At 35.4% G+C, this 18,308-nt stretch carries 20 protein-coding genes and 3 tRNA genes; 17 read left to right on the top strand and 6 right to left on the bottom strand.

All coding sequences use genetic code 11. From position 1 onward, the window contains the following. Positions 1 to 78: 78 nt before the first annotated feature. From tsaD to G440_RS0102830, 6 genes are all read left to right on the top strand, one after another. Complete coding sequence (gene tsaD / locus G440_RS0102800; protein WP_034258889.1) at positions 79 to 1,101, top strand: tRNA (adenosine(37)-N6)-threonylcarbamoyltransferase complex transferase subunit TsaD; 1,023 nt, start codon at positions 79 to 81, stop codon at positions 1,099 to 1,101. Positions 1,102 to 1,155: 54 nt separating this feature from the next. Continuing rightward, a complete protein-coding gene (locus G440_RS0102805; protein ID WP_026449911.1) occupies positions 1,156 to 1,818 on the top strand; it encodes a TylF/MycF/NovP-related O-methyltransferase in 663 nt (220 codons plus the stop codon). A 222-nt stretch (positions 1,819 to 2,040) separates the two neighbouring features. Further along, positions 2,041 to 2,766, top strand: coding sequence for a 16S rRNA (uracil(1498)-N(3))-methyltransferase (locus G440_RS0102810; protein ID WP_026449912.1), 726 nt, complete (start codon positions 2,041 to 2,043; stop codon positions 2,764 to 2,766). A 63-nt stretch (positions 2,767 to 2,829) separates the two neighbouring features. After that, a complete protein-coding gene (locus G440_RS0102815; RefSeq protein ID WP_026449913.1) occupies positions 2,830 to 3,474 on the top strand; it encodes a DUF4159 domain-containing protein in 645 nt (214 codons plus the stop codon). Positions 3,475 to 3,630: 156 nt separating this feature from the next. Beyond that, positions 3,631 to 4,725 (top strand): AI-2E family transporter, encoded by a 1,095-nt coding sequence (locus G440_RS0102825; protein WP_342663951.1) that lies wholly within the window; start codon positions 3,631 to 3,633, stop codon positions 4,723 to 4,725. Positions 4,726 to 4,728: 3 nt separating this feature from the next. Further along, the gene (locus tag G440_RS0102830; RefSeq protein ID WP_084426554.1) at positions 4,729 to 5,898 is read left to right on the top strand and encodes a THUMP-like domain-containing protein; all 1,170 of its coding nucleotides are present in this window, start codon (positions 4,729 to 4,731) and stop codon (positions 5,896 to 5,898) included. A 96-nt stretch (positions 5,899 to 5,994) separates the two neighbouring features. On the opposite strand, the gene G440_RS0102835 is transcribed toward G440_RS0102830, so the two are convergent. After that, complete coding sequence (locus tag G440_RS0102835) at positions 5,995 to 6,249, bottom strand: GIY-YIG nuclease family protein (protein WP_026449916.1); 255 nt, start codon at positions 6,247 to 6,249, stop codon at positions 5,995 to 5,997. Positions 6,250 to 6,336: 87 nt separating this feature from the next. Further along, the gene (locus G440_RS20905; RefSeq protein WP_026449917.1) at positions 6,337 to 6,591 is read right to left on the bottom strand and encodes a GIY-YIG nuclease family protein; all 255 of its coding nucleotides are present in this window, start codon (positions 6,589 to 6,591) and stop codon (positions 6,337 to 6,339) included. A gap of 261 nt (positions 6,592 to 6,852) precedes the next feature. Here G440_RS20905 and G440_RS0102850 point away from each other — a divergent pair, with 261 nt between their 5' ends. The 9 genes from G440_RS0102850 to G440_RS0102890 all read left to right on the top strand — a co-directional run bounded on the left by G440_RS0102850 (position 6,853) and on the right by G440_RS0102890 (position 13,358). Further along, a complete protein-coding gene (locus G440_RS0102850; protein WP_026449918.1) occupies positions 6,853 to 8,094 on the top strand; it encodes a tyrosine-type recombinase/integrase in 1,242 nt (413 codons plus the stop codon). Between the two features lie 14 nt (positions 8,095 to 8,108). Continuing rightward, on the top strand, positions 8,109 to 8,927 hold the full coding sequence (locus G440_RS0102855; protein WP_026449919.1) for a hypothetical protein: 819 nt from the start codon (positions 8,109 to 8,111) through the stop codon (positions 8,925 to 8,927). A gap of 72 nt (positions 8,928 to 8,999) precedes the next feature. Continuing rightward, entirely contained in the window at positions 9,000 to 9,353 is a 354-nt protein-coding gene (locus G440_RS19335) for a helix-turn-helix domain-containing protein (protein ID WP_034258891.1), read from the top strand. After that, positions 9,343 to 9,612: a hypothetical protein gene (locus G440_RS0102865; RefSeq protein ID WP_026449920.1), complete on the top strand. Its 270-nt coding sequence runs from the start codon at positions 9,343 to 9,345 to the stop codon at positions 9,610 to 9,612. Before G440_RS19335 ends, G440_RS0102865 begins: the two co-directional genes overlap by 11 nt. A 3-nt stretch (positions 9,613 to 9,615) precedes the next feature. After that, a complete protein-coding gene (locus G440_RS19340; protein WP_051285112.1) occupies positions 9,616 to 10,782 on the top strand; it encodes an AAA family ATPase in 1,167 nt (388 codons plus the stop codon). 90 nt (positions 10,783 to 10,872) lie between these two features. Continuing rightward, positions 10,873 to 12,189 carry a DUF6371 domain-containing protein gene (locus G440_RS19345; RefSeq protein ID WP_211228187.1) on the top strand — a complete coding sequence of 439 codons (1,317 nt, stop codon included), beginning with the start codon at positions 10,873 to 10,875 and terminating at the stop codon, positions 12,187 to 12,189. Positions 12,190 to 12,267: 78 nt separating this feature from the next. Continuing rightward, complete coding sequence (locus tag G440_RS19350; protein WP_034258892.1) at positions 12,268 to 12,525, top strand: hypothetical protein; 258 nt, start codon at positions 12,268 to 12,270, stop codon at positions 12,523 to 12,525. A 5-nt stretch (positions 12,526 to 12,530) separates the two neighbouring features. Further along, on the top strand, positions 12,531 to 12,734 hold the full coding sequence (locus G440_RS0102885) for a hypothetical protein (protein ID WP_026449921.1): 204 nt from the start codon (positions 12,531 to 12,533) through the stop codon (positions 12,732 to 12,734). 138 nt (positions 12,735 to 12,872) lie between these two features. Beyond that, on the top strand, positions 12,873 to 13,358 hold the full coding sequence (locus G440_RS0102890; RefSeq protein WP_026449922.1) for a DUF4468 domain-containing protein: 486 nt from the start codon (positions 12,873 to 12,875) through the stop codon (positions 13,356 to 13,358). Positions 13,359 to 13,504: 146 nt separating this feature from the next. Here the strand turns inward: G440_RS0102890 and G440_RS0102895 are convergent. The 4 genes from G440_RS0102895 to G440_RS0102910 all read right to left on the bottom strand — a co-directional run bounded on the left by G440_RS0102895 (position 13,505) and on the right by G440_RS0102910 (position 16,153). Continuing rightward, positions 13,505 to 13,578: transfer RNA gene (locus tag G440_RS0102895), tRNA-Arg, on the bottom strand. A 130-nt stretch (positions 13,579 to 13,708) separates the two neighbouring features. Then, positions 13,709 to 13,783 (bottom strand) — tRNA-Pro (locus tag G440_RS0102900). A gap of 90 nt (positions 13,784 to 13,873) precedes the next feature. Beyond that, positions 13,874 to 13,957: transfer RNA gene (locus G440_RS0102905), tRNA-Ser, on the bottom strand. 150 nt (positions 13,958 to 14,107) lie between these two features. Beyond that, positions 14,108 to 16,153, bottom strand: a complete 2,046-nt coding sequence (locus G440_RS0102910; RefSeq protein WP_026449923.1) for an HD family phosphohydrolase — start codon at positions 16,151 to 16,153, stop codon at positions 14,108 to 14,110. Between the two features lie 130 nt (positions 16,154 to 16,283). Here G440_RS0102910 and G440_RS0102915 point away from each other — a divergent pair, with 130 nt between their 5' ends. After that, positions 16,284 to 17,462 carry an acetyl-CoA C-acyltransferase gene (locus G440_RS0102915; RefSeq protein ID WP_026449924.1) on the top strand — a complete coding sequence of 393 codons (1,179 nt, stop codon included), beginning with the start codon at positions 16,284 to 16,286 and terminating at the stop codon, positions 17,460 to 17,462. 32 nt (positions 17,463 to 17,494) lie between these two features. Then, positions 17,495 to 18,244, top strand: coding sequence for a C40 family peptidase (locus G440_RS0102920; protein ID WP_026449925.1), 750 nt, complete (start codon positions 17,495 to 17,497; stop codon positions 18,242 to 18,244). Positions 18,245 to 18,308: the final 64 nt, after the last annotated feature.

Here is an 18,308-nt window from a genome sequence, read left to right on the forward strand (position 1 = left end):
GAACTATTATTTTCCGAAGTTTTTTGATACGCTTTTAAAGTTTTATTTTTACACCCAATAAATATACCCCCTTTTACTTTGACACAAAAAAACTGCTATATCCTTGGAATAGAATCTTCCTGTGATGACACTGCTGCAGCCGTTATCAACAACGGCGAAATACTAAGCAATGTTGTTGCTACCCAAGCAATTCACGAACAATATGGCGGTGTGGTTCCTGAGCTTGCCTCAAGGGCCCACCAACAAAATATTGTGCCGGTGGTTCATCAAGCATTGCAAAGGGCAAATATCGACAAAAAACAGTTATCCGCCATTGCTTTTACACGTGGTCCTGGACTTATGGGTTCACTTTTGGTAGGAACCTCATTTTCAAAATCTTTGGCCATGGGATTGGGCATTCCATTGATAGACGTAAACCATATGCAAGCGCATATTCTAGCGCATTTTATTAAAGCTGAAGGGCAGATAGCGCCTAAATTTCCGTTTTTGGCGATGACCATTAGTGGTGGCCACACACAAATTGTAAAAGTTACCGATTATTTTGAAATGGAAGTTATTGGTCAAACCATAGATGATGCCGTTGGCGAAGCCTTTGATAAAAGTGCTAAAATACTAGGACTCCCCTATCCTGGCGGACCTTTAGTTGATCAATATGCCCAAAAAGGAAACCCAAAGGCTTTTAAATTTCCAAAACCAAAAGTGAGTCCAATGGATTTTAGTTTTAGCGGATTAAAAACTTCGGTGCTTTACTTTGTTGAAAAGCAGGTTAACCAAAACCCAGATTTCATTTCAGAAAACATGGAAGATATTTGTGCAAGCCTTCAATTTACTATTGTTGATTATCTAATGGATAAATTGAAGAATGCAGTTAAGGAAACAGGTATAAAGGAAATTGCAATTGGTGGTGGAGTTTCGGCCAACAGTGGAATTCGGAATGCTTTAAAAGAAGCTGAAAGTAAATACGGGTGGAAAACCCATATCCCGAAATTTGAATTTTGCACTGATAATGCAGCAATGATCGCGATTGTAGGTGAGCTGAAGTTTAAAAAAGGAAACTTTGCTGAGAGTGATGTTGTTGCTTCGGCACGAATGAAGTTTTGATGATGCTGGATGACGGAGATTTCAGGAAAGCACAATAAATTTAACTGACAAAAAATGAAAAACTACAAAGTTGATATAAATAAAAAATGGGATTACGAAAATGGGTTCTACTTAACTAGTGAAACTGGCCGAATAGGTAAGTTCTTGAATCATTTAGAAATTTACAAAAAGATAATTGACCTTCCAGGAGACGTATTAGAATTTGGTGTTTATAAAGGTACATCTCTTATTAGATTTATTTCCTTCAGAGATTTATTAGAACATAGTAGCTCGAGAAAAGTGATAGGTTTTGATGCTTTTGGAAAATTCCCACAAGATTTATCTCTTGAAAGCGATAAAGATTTTGTTGAAAATTTTGAGAATGCAGGTGGATTTGGTATTAGCAAACAAGAATTAGAGTTCCATCTTGAAAATAAAAAAACCGATAATTATAGGCTCATAGAGGGAGATATTAGAGATTCTTTACCAAAATACCTAAAAGAAAACCCATCATTAAAAATTGCCTTACTTCATATTGATGTTGATGTGTATGATCCAACTAAAATAATACTGCAAAATCTGTGGGATAAAATTGTTCCAGGTGGAGTTTTAGTTTTAGACGATTATGGCACTGTAGAAGGTGAAACCAAGGCTGTAGATGAATTTTTCCAAAATAAAAACGTGATAATAAACAAACCGAAATATTACCATATTCCTTCGTACATTATAAAAGAATAAAAAAAATTACCAACACATTGATAATTATGTGTTGACAATAATCGAAGAAAATATTTGTCTTATGAAGTGGAGTGGAATTGTTTATTTGGCATTAGAGATGTTTTTATAGAGGATATCTCATAAAAATTAGGGTTAAACTTATATATCACGAGTTGGCAAAAAGCTGAATTAACATCCTGATGTTCGACTTAAATAATGATTAGAGAAAAAATAACAATTTAAATGCAACTCTTTTTCAATCCAAATATATCAGATTCCGATAGCTATCGGAACGCAACAGAGGTAACTTTCGATAAGGAAGAAAGTAGACACATCATCAAAGTTTTGCGGATGAAGGAAGGTGATTCCTTTAAAATCACCAATGGGAATGGTGCTTTTTTCGATGCCGAAATACTAAGCGCCAATCCAAAAGCATGTGTGGTGAAAATTATTTCTGAGCAAAAACAGGAACCCCTGCCCTATCAATTACATTTAGTTGTTGCACCCACAAAATTAAACGACCGTTACGAATGGTTTTTAGAGAAAGCCACCGAAATTGGTGTTTCTGAAATCACCCCGATAATCTGCGATCATAGTGAACGTAAAGTAATAAAGCCAGAGCGTTATGAAAAAATCATTCAAAGTGCGATGAAGCAATCTTTAAAAGCTTTTTTGCCGATTTTGAATGAGGCGATTTCCTTTAAGGATTTTATAAATTCTGAAAATCAATTTGAAGATTTAAAGTTTATTGCGCATTGTGAAGCAACCGATAGAAAATCATTAAAATCGGTTTTACTTCCTCATAAAAAAGTAACTATTCTCATTGGGCCAGAAGGCGATTTTTCTACGGATGAAATAGAACTGGCAAAAAAGGCAGGATTTGTTCCCGTTACTTTGGGTGAAAGTCGTTTAAGAACTGAAACTGCGGCCATTGTAGCCTGCCACAGCGTTGCTTTTGTAAATGAATAAAAAAACCTAACAGGTTTTCAAAACCTATTAGGATTATCTTTCCTATTTTGTACTTTTGAAACTATGCGAATAACCTTTCTTTCTGTTTTATTTTTGTTTTGCTTCGGAAACATTTCGGCACAAGAAATTGCTCTTTTACAATATGGCGGCGGCGGAGATTGGTATGCAAATCCCACGTCACTCCCCAATCTTGTCAAATTCTGTAACGAGCACATTGACACTACTATTAAAGAAAAACCGGAAACAGTTACGCCCGGAAACGTCGATATTTTCGATTATCCATTTTTACATATGACGGGCCACGGAAACGTATTCTTTTCTGCCGAAGAGGCACAAAACCTTAGAACTTACTTGATAAGCGGCGGTTTTCTTCACATTGACGATAATTATGGTATGGATCAATATATTAGAAAAGAAATAGTGAAACTTTTCCCGAACGAAGAACTGAAGGAACTTCCAAAGACTCACCCAATTTTTAATTGCTTTTTTAAATTTCCACAGGGTTTACCAAAAATTCACGAACACGATGGGGAACGCCCGCAGGCTTTTGGTATTTATTTTGAAGATAGGTTAGTTCTGCTTTATACCTATGAAACGGATCTTGGTGATGGTTGGGAAAATCCAGAGGTTCATAATGATCCGCCGGAGGTTAGACTAAAAGCTTTACAAATGGGCGCCAATATTATTAAGTATGTTTTTGAGAATTAAATTTCAAATAGCAAATTCCAAACTCGAAACTCCAAATAATAAAGTTATAAGAACCAAACGAGTTGCGAACTGGGGTCCACCCTTCAGCGCGCGGCATCGAAAATCCCTTAACACAATTTTGAATTTTTCTATCTTGGAATATAGTATATTTACGCTGTGAAAATCACTGCAAAAGCAATAACCTTAGGAATTTTAAAAGCCCTGGCCGTAGTGGTTGGGGTCTTAATTTTGCTTTGGTTCTTATATCAAATACAGGCATTAATACTTTATATTGGTCTAGCGCTTGTACTTTCCTTAATAGGCCAGCCCGTTGTTTCGTTTTTAAAAAAAAGACTTAAATTTGGAAATACCTTAGCCTCTGTTACTACATTACTACTCATTATTGGAACGTTCAGCTTACTGCTCAGTATTTTTATTCCCGTGATTATTGAGCAAGGAAAGCATATTTCCCAAATAGATTTTGTGCAAGTAAAGCGAGATTTAAACGAACTGAATATCCAAGCTAGTGACTATCTAGGGGTGGACCATTTTCAGTTGGTGGAGGCAATAAAACGCACCACCTATGTTCAAAACTTTAGTAGTGAATTCATTCCAAGTTTTATAGATATTTTCTTTGGAAATATTGCCGGAACTATAATCGGTATTTTTTCGGTTTTATTTATTTCATTTTTTCTTTTAAAAGATGAATATTTGGTAGCTCGGTCTGTACTTGTTTTTTCCAAAAAAGGAGACGAAGATAGGTTTAAGCGCATTATGATAAAGATCAACGAGCTGCTTTCGCGTTATTTTATTGGTTTGCTTTTACAAATTTCGATTTTGGTCCTTTTTTACGCAGTATTATTACTTTATTTAAATATTAATGATGCTATAGCCGTTGCTTTAATCTGCGCGTTTTTGAATATTGTACCTTATTTAGGGCCTGTTATTGGCTGGGCCTTGATGCTACTCGTTATAGTTTCTAATAATCTTGGCGCCGATTTTTCCACTGGTTTATTGCCTTTACTCACCATTGCTTCCGGCGGCTATGCTATAGCACAGGTTTTTGATAATTTTATATCGCAACCCGTTATTTTCGGTCATAGCGTTCGCTCTCATCCATTAGAAATTTTTATGGCAATACTTATTGGAGGCTTCCTTTTCGGTATCCCAGGAATGGTCCTTGCAGTTCCTACATATACTGCACTAAAAGTAATTGCGAAGGAGTTCCTCTCCGAATATAAAATTGTTCAGCGTCTTACCAAAAACTTGTAGTTCTTGATTAATAAAGCTCTTTTAAATACAGAAGTTCACGATTTTATTAAAAATTTTGAAGGTGATGTCTCTAAACTTGCATTTGCTGGAAGTCCTTTTGAAAATGTTTCAGTCCAAGAAGTGATGCAGCAAATTGAAAGCAGAAAGAGAATCGAGAAAAAACTACCCACTTGGTTTGGGGCAGAGAACATGCTATATCCACCCAAACTAAATTTAGAACAAACTTCTTCTGAAATAACTGCGAAATACAAAGCTTCTTTAATCAGTGGTGAAACCCTGGCAGATATAACCGGCGGCTTTGGAGTAGACAGTTTTTTCTTTTCTGAAAAATTTGAAACAGTAGATCACTTTGAACTTGACGCTACACTTTCTGAAATAGCCCAAAACAATTTTAAAAGCCTACACAAGCACAATGTGTGCTGTTACCCCGAAGATGGATTAAAAAAGGTTCTAAGCAAGAAATACGACGTTATTTATTCAGATCCCTCACGACGTCACGATAGCAAAGGCAAGGTTTTCTTTCTAAACGATTGCCAACCCAATATTCCTGAAAACATTTCAGCGATATTAAAAAATTGTGAAACATTTCTTTTGAAGACGTCTCCCATGTTAGACATTTCCGTAGGATTAAAGGAATTGTGTCAGGTTTCAGAGATTCATATTGTAGCAGTTAGGAATGAAGTAAAGGAGTTAGTCTGGTTGCTCAGAAAGAATAACGATAAACCTCTAAAGATAAAGACTGTCAATTTCACGAAATCAGGAAAAGAAGACTTCAATTTTGATTGGAATGAAACTGCGGAAGCAAACTATAGTTTGCCACAGAGATATCTGTATGAGCCCAATGCAGCGATATTAAAAAGTGGGAGTTTCGATTTAGTTTCAGCTAAATTAAAACTGAACAAGCTCAATAAAAACACCCACCTCTATACAAGTGAAAGTTTAATAGATTTCCCAGGAAGAAGATTTGTTGTAGAAAATGTGGTTCCCTATACCAAAGCCGAAATGCGTTCTGCTCTCCATTTTAAAAACGCGAACATTACTACGCGAAATTTTCCGGAGTCCGTGGCAACACTTCGCAAAAAATGGAAAATTGCAGATGGCGGGAATGTTTACGTGTTTTTTGTAACGAATATGGAGGATAGAAAGGAAATGATAGTTTGTTCTAAGGTTTAAGGTATAAAAACAAAAAATCCCCTAATAAGTAGGAGATTGAATGTGATCGTAGAAGGATTCGAACCTGGGACCGTCCCGATAGAAAATCGGGATGCTCTATCCAGCTGAGTTGATGAGAGCAAGAATGAATTTTACGGATTTTTGTTTTTTTATGTAAAGCTCACGAGCATACGCCTTCTTCTTGCAGTCAAAAGTTTCGGTATATTTTAATATCCAATCTTTTGCTTTGGATGTGTATCCGGAATGAGCCGAAAGATGTTTTCTTAAACGTTCATTTATTGACTCTCTAGTATGACCAATATAGAATCGATTCAACTCTTCGGAATATAATATATAAACTAAATATCTCATACAAAAAACCCCCTAGTTTGTAGGGGATTGAATGTGATCGCACCAGGATTCGAACCTGGGACCGTCCCGATTGGAAATCGGGATGCTCTATCCGGCTGAGCTAATTTGGTTTTGAATATATTTTCTAGATTTCTTCTTTTTAATTTCTCGCTCTCTGGCATACGCTTCTGCTTTGGTAGAATATTCTTCATTGTACCTCAATGACCAATCTTTTGCTTTGGCTGTGTATCCCGAATGGTTAGATAAATGTTTTCTTAGGCGTTCGTCCATTGGTTCTCCTGTATGGCCAATATAATATTTGTCAATTGCAGCAGAATATAATATATAAACTAAATATTTCATACAAAAAATCCCCTAGTTTGTAGGGGATTGAATGTGATCGCACCAGGATTCGAACCTGGGACCGCCTGCTTAGAAGTTAGATATTAACCCTATTTGTTTGTTTTGTGATATTAATGGTTATCTTTGTAAATGCAAATATAGCAATACTTTACAAGCTTTTATACTACTTTTTTACTTTGTGTTATTACGTAGTTTTATGCTAACATTTTGCTAACAATTTGCTAACAGCATTTAGCGGGATAATTTTAAGCATAAAAGACAATGGCAAAAGACAACGAAGATGTAAGTATTTCATTTTTCTTTAATACTTCAAGAGCAGACAAAAACGGAAATTTCAAAGTAGCATTACAAGTCTATTTTAAACCTTCACAAAAGCGCAAATACTACGCTACAAAATTTGCATTTACTGAAAAGGATTATACAAGCACTTGGGAAACGGTTAAACCTCGAAAGGAATTTAAACCAGTCCGAAAGGAAATGATGGCATTATTAACCAAAGCGGACAAAGTAGCGGGAAGTTTAAACGCCTTCAATTTTGAAGATTTTGAACGTCTTATGTTCAATAAAACCACCACCGACAAAAATGTAAATTACTACTTTTCAAAAAAGATAGAAGCCTGTTTAAAACGTGATGGCATAAGTACTGCCAAGAACTACGAAACCGCTTTAAAATGCTTGCTGAGGTTTCATAAGAAGCCGAATTTAAACTTTGTAGATGTTACCGTTTCTTGGCTTGATCAGTTTGAAAAGTTTTGTATTGAAGATGAAGAGAAAAGCCTTACCACCGTTGGCATTTATTCAAGAACTCTAAGGACTGTTTTTAACGATGCAATTGAAGATAAAACCGTTTCAAAAGAACTGTACCCATTCGGAAAACGCAAATATCAAATCCCTACGCCTAAAAAGGTAAAAAAAGCCCTTACACCTCAGCAATTAAAAACCCTATTTACCGGAACGCCAAAAACACCTGAACAGATACAAGCCAAAGCCTTTTGGTTTTTCTCTTACTTGTGCAATGGAATGAATTTTAAAGACCTACTGCATTTAAAATGTAAAGATTTTGATGGCGAAAAGATTGAGTTTATAAGAGCAAAAACTGCTAAGAGCGTTAAAGACCTCAGCCCGATAACAGTTTACCCTGACCCTTACGCTATTGATATTTTATATCAGTACGGTAACCCCAACGGAAGTCCAAACGATTATATTTTCAATATTCTGAGCCGTACCGAAACAGCTGAACAGCAATACAGAAAAGTAAAGAACTTTATAAGATTGAACAATCAACACTTTTTAAAATACGCCAAAGACAACGGAATAATAGAAAAGGTATCAAGCTATTGGGCACGGCATTCGTTTACAACTATGGCAATACGAAAAGGAGCAAGTATGGAGCAGGTAGGCGAAGCTGTAGGACATACAAACACCAAAACAACTCAGGGCTATTTTGCAGGCTTTGAAGATGAAACAAAAAAGCAAATTGGAAGTAATTTATTAGATTTTTAAAAGCGTATTAGATAATGGAAAAAGATGTAATTGCTAAAATATCCAATATCAATATTCCAATGGCAGAGGTTATTCAATATTTATTAAAAAAATATCCTGATAATTTCACCTTAAATTTATTTTATAGACAGTTGCAATCCGAAATTGAAAAGCAGTATTCTGAAACTCTTTTAAGATTAACAGATAAGGAAATATTATTTTTCATCAAATTTTATATTGAAAGAAATTGGGATTTACCTAAACTGAAAATAAATGAAGAAGAATATAGGATAGTAAAATATTTTATAAGAAACGTTAATCAATATAAAGTAATATCTAACGCATATAATATAGGAAGTGATGATGCAGATTATATGGAAGTAATAAATTTAAATGAGATTGTTCTTAAACATCACGAATCTATTAATTTTTTACATCCTTTCTCACTTGAGAAGGAAATGGAACAAATTGGTCTTCTTCAAAAAATAAAGATTTATTTGGAAGAGTATTTAAACATTAATAAAAACCAGCAAACTAAAACCAAACCCGAACTAACTTTAAAGCAAGTTGCACTACTTTATATTTACAATGGTGACCACATAACAAGAGAAAATGGCAATAGTATTGCTGAGAAATTCGGGCATACCTCAGGCGAAAAACTTTACCAGAACTATAATAAATATGCCTTATCAACTGATCGCAATTCAAGTGACAGTAAAACCAAAGACAGAAATTTACTCAAAGATATTGAAAAGGTTATTTCTTACCTGCCTAAAGCAAAACAAGAGAATCCAAAAGGGGAAGCCGAACGATTAAGAAACACTATACAAAACAATGATTATCTAAACTTGTAACCGGTTATAACCAGTTACAGCCCTGAACCTCAAACGACCTTTACAAAGTATTAACAACTAAAATACTTTGTAATGAATGTAGATTTAACTTTTGATCAGTTACCAGAAGCGGTTTCAGTCCTAACAGAAAAAGTTAGGGAATTAACCCTATTAATAACTGAGAAACACCAACCAACCGAAAACCCTGAACGCCTTCTTACTGTTCAGGAAACAGCCGAATTTTTCAGCTTATCAATTCCCACTATTTACAGTAAAGTAAGCAGGGGCGAACTTCCTTATATGAAAAGAGGGAAACGCCTGTACTTTTCAAGGAAAGAGCTTTTGGAGTATTTGAAAGACGGACGACAAAAAACAAACGCTGAAATTGAAGCAGAAGCGCACACGTATTTAAGAACCAATAAAAAAGGGCTGAACAATGGAAAATAACCAAATGAACAGCCCGCATAAAAGACAGGCTAAAGATACGAAATGTAGCACACAAAAGGAAGTAGCATTAAAAGCTATATCCAACAATCCAAAGACGATGCTAATGGTTTTTGTTGATACCGGAATAAAACGTACAAATATTTGTAAGGTTTTTTCAATATTAACCAGAGAAGGTAAAATTAGGTTTATAGGTAAAGCCCCTTGTAAAGTTTCAACAAAAAAGGCAGGTTTTTACGTTTCAACTTCAAACGATAGTTAGGATATGGAAGCGAAGAAATTAAACCCACAATTTGAAGACTTGAACAGTCCTGAAACTTTTATAAAACATATTCACGGACTAAGTGAGGCACTAAAAAAAGAACCCGATACAAGCGATTTAAACGAGGTTTTGAAGAGATTGGAAGTAAGGGCGACCGATGAACTGAAACCGCCTAAAATCGCTTGGGTGCAGGAAAACGATAACGATACAGCCATACTTGGAACACTTGGAAACTTTTCTTTAATAATTGGAAAAGCAAAAAGCCGAAAATCCTATTTTATCAATATTGCCGTTTCCGCAGTACTCAATAAAGATTTACTACTTAATCAATTTGCAGGGCGTTTACCGTTCGATAAAAGAAAGGTACTATACTTTGATACTGAACAAGGAAAGTACCACGTACAGTTAGCTTTAAAACGTATTTGCAGACAGATTAATATTGATATTCCCGAAGATTTAAAGGTTTACCATTTAAGAAGCAAAAACCCAAGTGAACGTCTTAAAATAATTGAACACGCTATTTATAATACCGATAATGTGGGCTTTGTGGTTATTGATGGAATTAAGGATTTAGTAACCTCCATAAATGACGAAGCAGAAGCCACGATGATCGCCAGTAAGTTATTGAAATGGACTGAGGAAAAGGAAATGCACATTGTAACGGTATTGCACCAAAACAAAGGTGACAATAACGCAAGAGGGCATATTGGTACGGAATTACAAAACAAAGCTGAAACCGTTTTATCCATTACCAAAAACGCACAGGATAAAGATATTTCAATTGTGGAAGCTGAGTATTGCCGAAACAAAGAGCCTGAGCCGTTCGCATTTGAAATAAGCGAAGATGATATACCAATATTAGTTGAAGACTTTGAAATAAGAACCGAAACCAAAAAGAACAAATTTGATATTTCAGATTTAGAAGATTATAAAAAGTTTCAATTATTAACTGAAGTATTCAGCAAGGGCGAAAGTTTCACATATTCAGATTTAAGGATTCAAATACAAATAGCCTACAAAAAGCAATTTCAAAAACCATTAGGCGACAATAGAGCGAAGGAGTTAATAACGATTTGCAAAAATAATGATTGGTTAAAACAGGAAAAAGCTAAAGCCCCTTACTTCTTAGGAGAGTATCAAGGTTTAGAAGATCAAAACAATTTCTTTTAAGTACGGTTTAGTTTAAAGCGTTATATACGCTTTTAAACTGTTAAACCGATAATAGGCAAAGTTTAGTAAACCAGTTTAAACCGTAAACCGATGAATAAAGAGTACAGATACATATTAGATAAAAGCAGTAAAAAACATCTTTGTCCTGAATGTGGAAAGAAACGATTTGTAAAATTTCTTGATACTGAAATAGGGGAATATTTACCCGATGTTTACGGACGTTGTGATAAAGGGGATGGACATTATTTTTTAGACCCCTATACAGACGGCTACGCAAAAAATATACAGGAGCAGAAAAACGGAATACAAACTGACTGGAAACCTCAGCGACCAACCATAAAACGAAGGCCAAAACTTATAACCGTATTTATACCAGTCGAGGTGCTGAAACAAACCTTATCGGGTTATGACAAAAACACATTTATTCAAAACCTACTTTTAAACGTTCCCTTTCCTTTTCAGGTGCAGGATATTGAGAGTGTTATTTCATTATACCGATTGGGAACAATTAAGAACAGTTACCGATCAGGAGCGGTTACATTTCCCTTTATTGATATTGAAAATAATATTAGAACTATTCAAGTAAAGCAATTTGATAAAACAAACCACACCACAGGCACGGACTTTTTACATTCAATAATTGAAAAGCACCACATTAGAAAATCAAAGCCTTTGCCCCAATGGTTAACCGCTTATAATAACAATGAAATAAAGGTTTCTTGCTTGTTTGGGGAACACTTTTTAAAACAATACCAAAGCGCAAAAGTTTTCTTATTTGAAGCACCCAAGACCGCTATTTATGGAACATTATATTTCGGATTTCCTGAAACTTCAAATATTGTTTGTTTAGCAGTTTATAATCTGAGCAGTTTAAACCTTGAAAAATGCAAAGCTCTAAAAGGCAGAAACGTCTATTTATTTCCTGACTTATCACAAGACGGAAAAGCTTTTAATCTATGGAGCAACAAAGCCCAAGAGATACAAGAGCAGTTAGAGGGCGCACGCTTTACCGTTTCTGATCTTTTGGAACAGTTAGCCCCTGAGGAGGACAAAGACCAGGGAAAGGATATTGCGGACTATCTTATAAAATTGGACTGGCAACAATTCAGAAAATTAAAAGAATATCCAAAACCTGAACCAGTTGAAAAATTTGAAGCACCTCAGCCCGATAAGCAGGAAGAACAGGAACTTATTAAAACCCAAGAAGATGACAGAATTAAAAAACTTAGAAACAGAGTTGCAGATCTTAGAAAAAAAATTGCGGGAGTTGAAATGGAGTGTAAAAGTTTGGAAAGTACATTTATACAGGCTTCAGAGAGGTGCAAGGTTAAATGGTATTGTCCTGAATATATTAAAGAACCACCAACAGCCAACAAACTAAGAGAATTAATATACTGGACTTCTTGAAAACGTTTTGATTAATCAAAGCTTTTCAAATCAGTATAACCCACTAAAATCGAATAAACAATACTTAATTTATTAAAAATGGATACAAAAGCAGGAAGACCAAAAGGGAGCCAAAACAAAGCCACAGCAGAAGTACGGGATAAATTCAGGGAATTGGTAGAAAATAATATTTCAAAATTTCAAGACGATTTGGATTCTTTGGAGCCGATAGACCGCTTAAAGATAGTATTGCAGTTATCTAAATTTATTTTACCTACTCTTAAAGCAACGGAACTAAAAACCGATGTTACAAAGCGAGAGCCTGTAAGAATTGTATTTAAGACAATCGAACATTAACAAAAATGCAAGTAGAGATAAACTCAATAAACGAATTAATATATTTTATAAAATCCAAACCTTTAAAGATGGATCAGTTAAAACGGATACTTGCAGAGGGTTATAATATCTTTATTGATGAGGAAACCAAAGAAGAGATTATTTACTTTTTAGAAAAATATAAAGATTCTGAAAATATACCTTTATTTATAACTGATCCTTTGGAATAGATTGAAAGTATTTATTATGTAGACCGCTTCTAAACTTTAATAGTTTGAAGGCGGTTTTATATTGACTAAAAAATAAGAAGTATTTTAAACGTCCGAATTAACTACATTTGTTAAAATCTAACCGTTAAATATTTCAAAATGAAAGTTTTTTTTACATTTCTAATTTTATCAATTACAGTATTTAGCTGTAAAGCACCTCAGCCAGTTGTAAATATTGGAACTATTTCCGAAACAATGACAATTGAGGAAAATAAAGATGATTTATATATAAAATCCAATAACTGGATGGTCGAAACCTTCGTTTCAGCAAAAAGCGTGGTTCAATTTTCTGACAAAGAAACTGGAATTGTTACTGGAAGATATCTTTTAAAAGAAACCTTTAAAGAACAAAACGGCATAAAAGTCCCGATTAATAGTATATATGCAATAATTAAGATTCAAGTAAAAGATAATGCTTGCAAGATTAGCATTACACCAGAAGAATTTTATGAGTCTAGAAGTTTTACTAAAAACAACCCAATGAATATTGATGAAAGCATGATAAGATTCGAAATAGGACGTTTAATTTCATCTTATAAGAACTATATAGAAACTGATAATACTTTAGACTTCTATCAAGATTAATCAATCTACGCATCACGGAAAATAACTATACCCATCTTGTTGATAAATTACTTTATATTTAGTTTTAACCCCCTCTTTTGCTAACATTTTGCTAACACACAAAAAAACGGTTAACTCAATTAAGCGTTAACCGTTTGATTTATAAGTGATCGCAGAAGGATTCGAACCTTCGACCGCCTGCTTAGAAGGCAGGTGCTCTATCCAGCTGAGCTATGCGACCATTATTTTTTTAATCAGACTCTGTTGGGATCGTCCCGATTAGAAATCGGGATGCTCTATACAGCTGAGCGATGTAACAATTACCATTAAAAATAAAAAAGCCGAACAATGTTTAATTGTCCGGCTTTTTGTCGGGGTGGCAGGATTCGAACCTGCGACCTCCTGCTCCCAAAGCAGGCGCGATAACCGGGCTACGCTACACCCCGAAAAAGTTCTTTCGAACTTTAACACTTAAAACATTAAAAACTTATTCTAAATCCGGCAACTTAGAAATTCTATTTGTTTTTATGTCAATGCGGAGAGACAGGGACTCGAACCCTGGCGACGGTTACCCGTCGACAGATTAGCAATCTGCTCCGTTACCACTCCGGCACCTCTCCAATTTTTTTATGAACGTGCATCCTCAAATGCGAGTGCAAATATAGATTTATTAATGATACAACCCAAACAAAAAATCACGTTTTTTTTATAAAATTTAATTGACCTAATTATGAGCATATTGCAAACTCAAAAAATGACTTTAAAATAATCTATTCCGGATATTCCACCCTCAAATGGTAAATATTGTTCAATTTCTTTTTCAGCACCTTCTTGATCATTTCTATTTCCTTGAGGGTAATATTGGCATTTAAAAACTGACCTTGCGCCATTTGATTGTTGATTATCTTTTCAACAAACTCATCAATAATTGAGGAAGAAGGTTCTTTTAAACTTTTACTGGCCGCTTCTACACTGTCGGCCATCATCAGGATTGCGGTTTCTTTTGAAAATGGTATTGGGCCTGGATAAATAAAATCTTCCTTGTTAGCCTCTCCCAGTTGCTCTCTTTCCTTTCTGTAAAAATAATAAACGAGACTCGTTCCGTGATGGGTTCGTATAAAATCAATCACGCGATCTGGTAGGTTGTGCTTTCTGGCTATTTCTATTCCTTTAATTACATGGTCTATAATTATTTTGGCACTTTCTTTTGGATCCAGTTCATTATGAGAATTAACTGAGTTTGCCTGATTTTCAGTAAACATGGTGGGGTTCAACATTTTTCCCACATCGTGATACAGTGCTCCTACCCTGACCAACATACTGTTGGCTCCAATCTCATTTGCGGAAGCTTCAGCTAGATTCGCGACGTTTAAGGAATGGTGAAACGTTCCCGGTGCTTTGTTTGATAGTTCCTTTAATAACTTTGAATTGGTATCGCTCAGTTCTAACAGGGAAACATCTGAAACCAAACCGAAAATCTTTTCATAAAAATAAATCAATGGATGCGCAAAAAGTGTTGCCAAACCGCAGAGAATGAAATACTGGAAATTCTGCCATTCCATTGTCTGGATGTTACCTTCCTGAATAACGAAAAAGGCGAAATAACCGAGAATATAAATCAAGGTTATCTGTCCAACAGAAATAAAGAGATTGGCTCTTTTATACAATTCTGAAACAGTAAGAATTGTAACAATACCTGCAATAAACTGCAGGAACATATATTCAAAACTGTTGGGAACTATAAAACCGAGCAAAAGAATGGTCAAAACGTGGACAAATAGCCCGACGCGCGGATCGAAAAATGCTTTTAGTATAAGCGGCAGGATACAGATAGGCACCACGTAAACATAGTCTGCGTGTACTTTCAACACTAATGTGGTTAGAAAAACCATCAAAAAGATGTTGAAAAATATAAATGTGACCTTTGTATTGTTGTTGTATATATAAGGTCTGTAATTTTTCAGAAATAGAAAAAGCATTAAAAACACCAGTGAAACAAGCATGGAATACCCCACCAGCAACCACAAATAATTGTTCTTGCTCCAAATCTGACTGTCAAATTCAGCTTTTAATGAATTTAATATCTGAAACTTATCACCCTCAACAACTTCACCTTTGGCAATAATTCTACCACCTTTTTCAATGACTCCCCTGTTGGGGTTTAATGCTTTTATTTCAGCATTTATAGCCGTTTCAGTTAATTTAGAATTGAGTTTTACGTTGGAGGTTATTACTTCACTTAAAATGGTATAGAGCAGCGCTTGAATATCTTCGGTTTTACTCTTTTCTACGAGATCCCGAACTTTTTTATTGAGATTGTCTTTCTTAAAAATCTGCGAATAGGTGCGTTCCGCAATCTCATTCCCCTTTTTTAGGTAAATAAGCCTGTCACCATCATACGCGTGGATTTCATCAGTAACCCCGTTTTTATAGGCATCGGCAATAAAGCGTTCTCCCAATCTTTCAACCGTCCGTGCCGGAGTGGTATAAAGGCTGTCTATATATGTTGTTTTTAGGTTGTTTTGGAAATCTTCTACAACTTCCTGCTGTACTTCACTGTCATATTCAAAATACGGGACAGCATTGGCTCTAATTTTTTCCCTTTCCTTTTTAAGAGTGTCCTCATCTTTTTTAATGGTGAAACTGAAGGGCGCATAAAGGTTTTCATACTGCCAAGGCTTTCCTTTTTGGAAATTATACTTAAATTGCCCTCCTTTCGGCAGAAAATAAATAACTAATAGCGTAGAAAATATGAAAAGAAAAACCTTATAAATAAGGGATTGATTTTTTGCGAACAAAGAAAAAAGGTTCTTCATAAAATTATAACTTGTAGTAAAGGTATAAATAAGGAATGAGTTATCCCAAAACCATTACCTGCAAAGATTGATATTTAAGTTAGAAATATGTAATTTCGCAGTCCTTATTTCAAATATAAAAAACAGTAGCATGAGTAATAAAGTAGTTATAGTATCCGCAATCAGAACTCCAATTGGAAGTTTTATGGGCAGTCTTTCATCATTAACGGCAACTCAATTGGGTTCTGCCGCAATAAAAGCTTCCTTAGAAAAAATAAATCTTGATCCAAAATTGGTGCAGGAAGTTTATATGGGTAATGTAGTACAAGCTGGTGTTGGGCAAGCTCCCGCACGGCAAGCTGCTTTAGGTGCTGGATTGTCTGAGGATGTTCCCGCTACAACAATTAATAAAGTATGTGCTTCAGGAATGAAAGCGGTAATACAGGCTGCTCAAGCAATAGCTCTTGGTGATGCCGATATAGTGGTTGCTGGTGGAATGGAAAGCATGAGCAATATTCCACATTACGTTCATATGCGTAAGGGAACAAAATTTGGTCCAGCTACTTTGATAGATGGGATGCAAAAAGATGGTTTGGTAGATGCTTATGATAATAACGCAATGGGAACCTGTGCCGATTTATGCGCAACAGAATATAGTTTTTCACGAGAAGACCAAGATGCGTTCGCAGTTAAGTCCTATGAACGTTCCGCAAAAGCTTGGGCCGATGGAAAATTTAATGAGGAAGTTGTTCCTGTGGAAGTGCCACAGCGCCGTGGTGAACCAGTTGTAGTTTCTGAAGACGAAGAGTTTAAAAATGTTAGAATGGACAAGATTTCTTCTCTGCGTCCGGCATTTACAAAAGATGGAACTGTTACTGCTGCCAATTCATCAACAATAAATGACGGTGCAGGTGCTGTGGTTTTGATGAGTGAAGCAAAAGCAAAGGAATTAGGCCTTACTCCATTAGCTTATATAAAAGGTTACGCCGATGCCGCTCAAGAACCAAAATGGTTTACAACGGCTCCAGCAAAAGCCCTTCCTAAAGCGATTGCCAAAGCTGGAATTGATATTAAAGATGTTGATTATTTTGAATTTAATGAAGCCTTTTCAGTGGTGGGACTTGCCAATATGAAAATATTGGGTCTTGATGATAGCAACGTAAATGTTAACGGTGGTGCTGTTTCTTTAGGGCACCCATTAGGATGTAGCGGCGTTCGTATCTTGATAACACTTCTAAATGTGTTAAAGCAAAATGATGCTAAAATTGGTGCCGCAGCAATCTGTAATGGCGGTGGTGGTGCATCTGCAATGGTAATTGAAAGAATTTAAATAGAACCGTAACTGTTATCAACAATTTCTAAATGGATTACGGTATCTGTAATTTAAGCATTGTCCCTATTCGAGCGGAAGCTTCAGATATGAGTGAAATGGTGACGCAATTACTTTATGGCGAACATTTCAAAGTTTTGGAAATTCGAAAAAAGTGGAGTCGCATCCGTTTGGCATTTGATGGCTATGAAGGCTGGATTGATAACAAACAATACATAAGTATTTCTGAAAAGGATTATTCAAATTTTGAAAATAAAGCGGTTAAGCTTTCTTCAGATTTGGTCGATTTTGTAACGGGTTTAGATAAGCAATTGTTCTCAATCTGCCTGGGAAGTACTATTTCTTCTTCAGAATATTTTAACCATAAATTTGAAGGAAGATCGCTTTCAAAACTTCTTCCGAAGAAGCATTTAATTGAAACTGCCCTACTCTATTTAAACAGTCCTTATTTATGGGGAGGAAAAACCCCTTTCGGAATTGATTGCAGTGGTTTTACGCAAATGGTTTACAAGTTGAACGGCCATAGATTATTGCGCGATGCCAGTCAGCAAGCAACGCAGGGAGAAGCGTTAAGTTTTATTGAAGAAAGTGAACCTGGTGATTTGGCATTTTTTGACAATGAAGAAGGAAAAATCACGCACGTTGGTATTATAATGAAAGATAATTACATTATTCACGCCCACGGAAAAGTACGTATTGACAGACTGGATCATAGTGGGATTTTTAATTATGAGGTTCGGAATCACACCCATAAGCTTCGAGTTATAAAACGGATTATCTAATACCAGCTGGATTTTTAAATGGCGTTTTAAAAAAAATTAATCTAAAAGTAAAAAGCCCCTGATC

Origin of the sequence: Aequorivita capsosiphonis DSM 23843 (genome assembly GCF_000429125.1) — a bacterium.
Classification (GTDB): domain Bacteria; phylum Bacteroidota; class Bacteroidia; order Flavobacteriales; family Flavobacteriaceae; genus Aequorivita; species Aequorivita capsosiphonis.

Coding starts and splice junctions, on each gene's coding strand:
- G440_RS0102915 (WP_026449924.1), top strand. CDS start 16,284: ATGAGTAATAAAGTAGTTATAGTATCCGCAATCAGAACTCCAATTGGA.
- G440_RS0102850 (WP_026449918.1), top strand. CDS start 6,853: ATGGCAAAAGACAACGAAGATGTAAGTATTTCATTTTTCTTTAATACT.
- G440_RS20905 (WP_026449917.1), bottom strand. CDS start 6,591: ATGAAATATTTAGTTTATATATTATATTCTGCTGCAATTGACAAATAT.
- G440_RS0102855 (WP_026449919.1), top strand. CDS start 8,109: ATGGAAAAAGATGTAATTGCTAAAATATCCAATATCAATATTCCAATG.
- G440_RS0102885 (WP_026449921.1), top strand. CDS start 12,531: ATGCAAGTAGAGATAAACTCAATAAACGAATTAATATATTTTATAAAA.
- G440_RS0102910 (WP_026449923.1), bottom strand. CDS start 16,153: ATGAAGAACCTTTTTTCTTTGTTCGCAAAAAATCAATCCCTTATTTAT.
- G440_RS19350 (WP_034258892.1), top strand. CDS start 12,268: ATGGATACAAAAGCAGGAAGACCAAAAGGGAGCCAAAACAAAGCCACA.
- G440_RS0102865 (WP_026449920.1), top strand. CDS start 9,343: ATGGAAAATAACCAAATGAACAGCCCGCATAAAAGACAGGCTAAAGAT.
- G440_RS0102815 (WP_026449913.1), top strand. CDS start 2,830: ATGCGAATAACCTTTCTTTCTGTTTTATTTTTGTTTTGCTTCGGAAAC.
- G440_RS19335 (WP_034258891.1), top strand. CDS start 9,000: ATGAATGTAGATTTAACTTTTGATCAGTTACCAGAAGCGGTTTCAGTC.
- G440_RS0102810 (WP_026449912.1), top strand. CDS start 2,041: ATGCAACTCTTTTTCAATCCAAATATATCAGATTCCGATAGCTATCGG.
- G440_RS0102835 (WP_026449916.1), bottom strand. CDS start 6,249: ATGAGATATTTAGTTTATATATTATATTCCGAAGAGTTGAATCGATTC.
- G440_RS0102890 (WP_026449922.1), top strand. CDS start 12,873: ATGAAAGTTTTTTTTACATTTCTAATTTTATCAATTACAGTATTTAGC.
- G440_RS0102805 (WP_026449911.1), top strand. CDS start 1,156: ATGAAAAACTACAAAGTTGATATAAATAAAAAATGGGATTACGAAAAT.
- G440_RS0102920 (WP_026449925.1), top strand. CDS start 17,495: ATGGATTACGGTATCTGTAATTTAAGCATTGTCCCTATTCGAGCGGAA.
- G440_RS19345 (WP_211228187.1), top strand. CDS start 10,873: ATGAATAAAGAGTACAGATACATATTAGATAAAAGCAGTAAAAAACAT.
- G440_RS19340 (WP_051285112.1), top strand. CDS start 9,616: ATGGAAGCGAAGAAATTAAACCCACAATTTGAAGACTTGAACAGTCCT.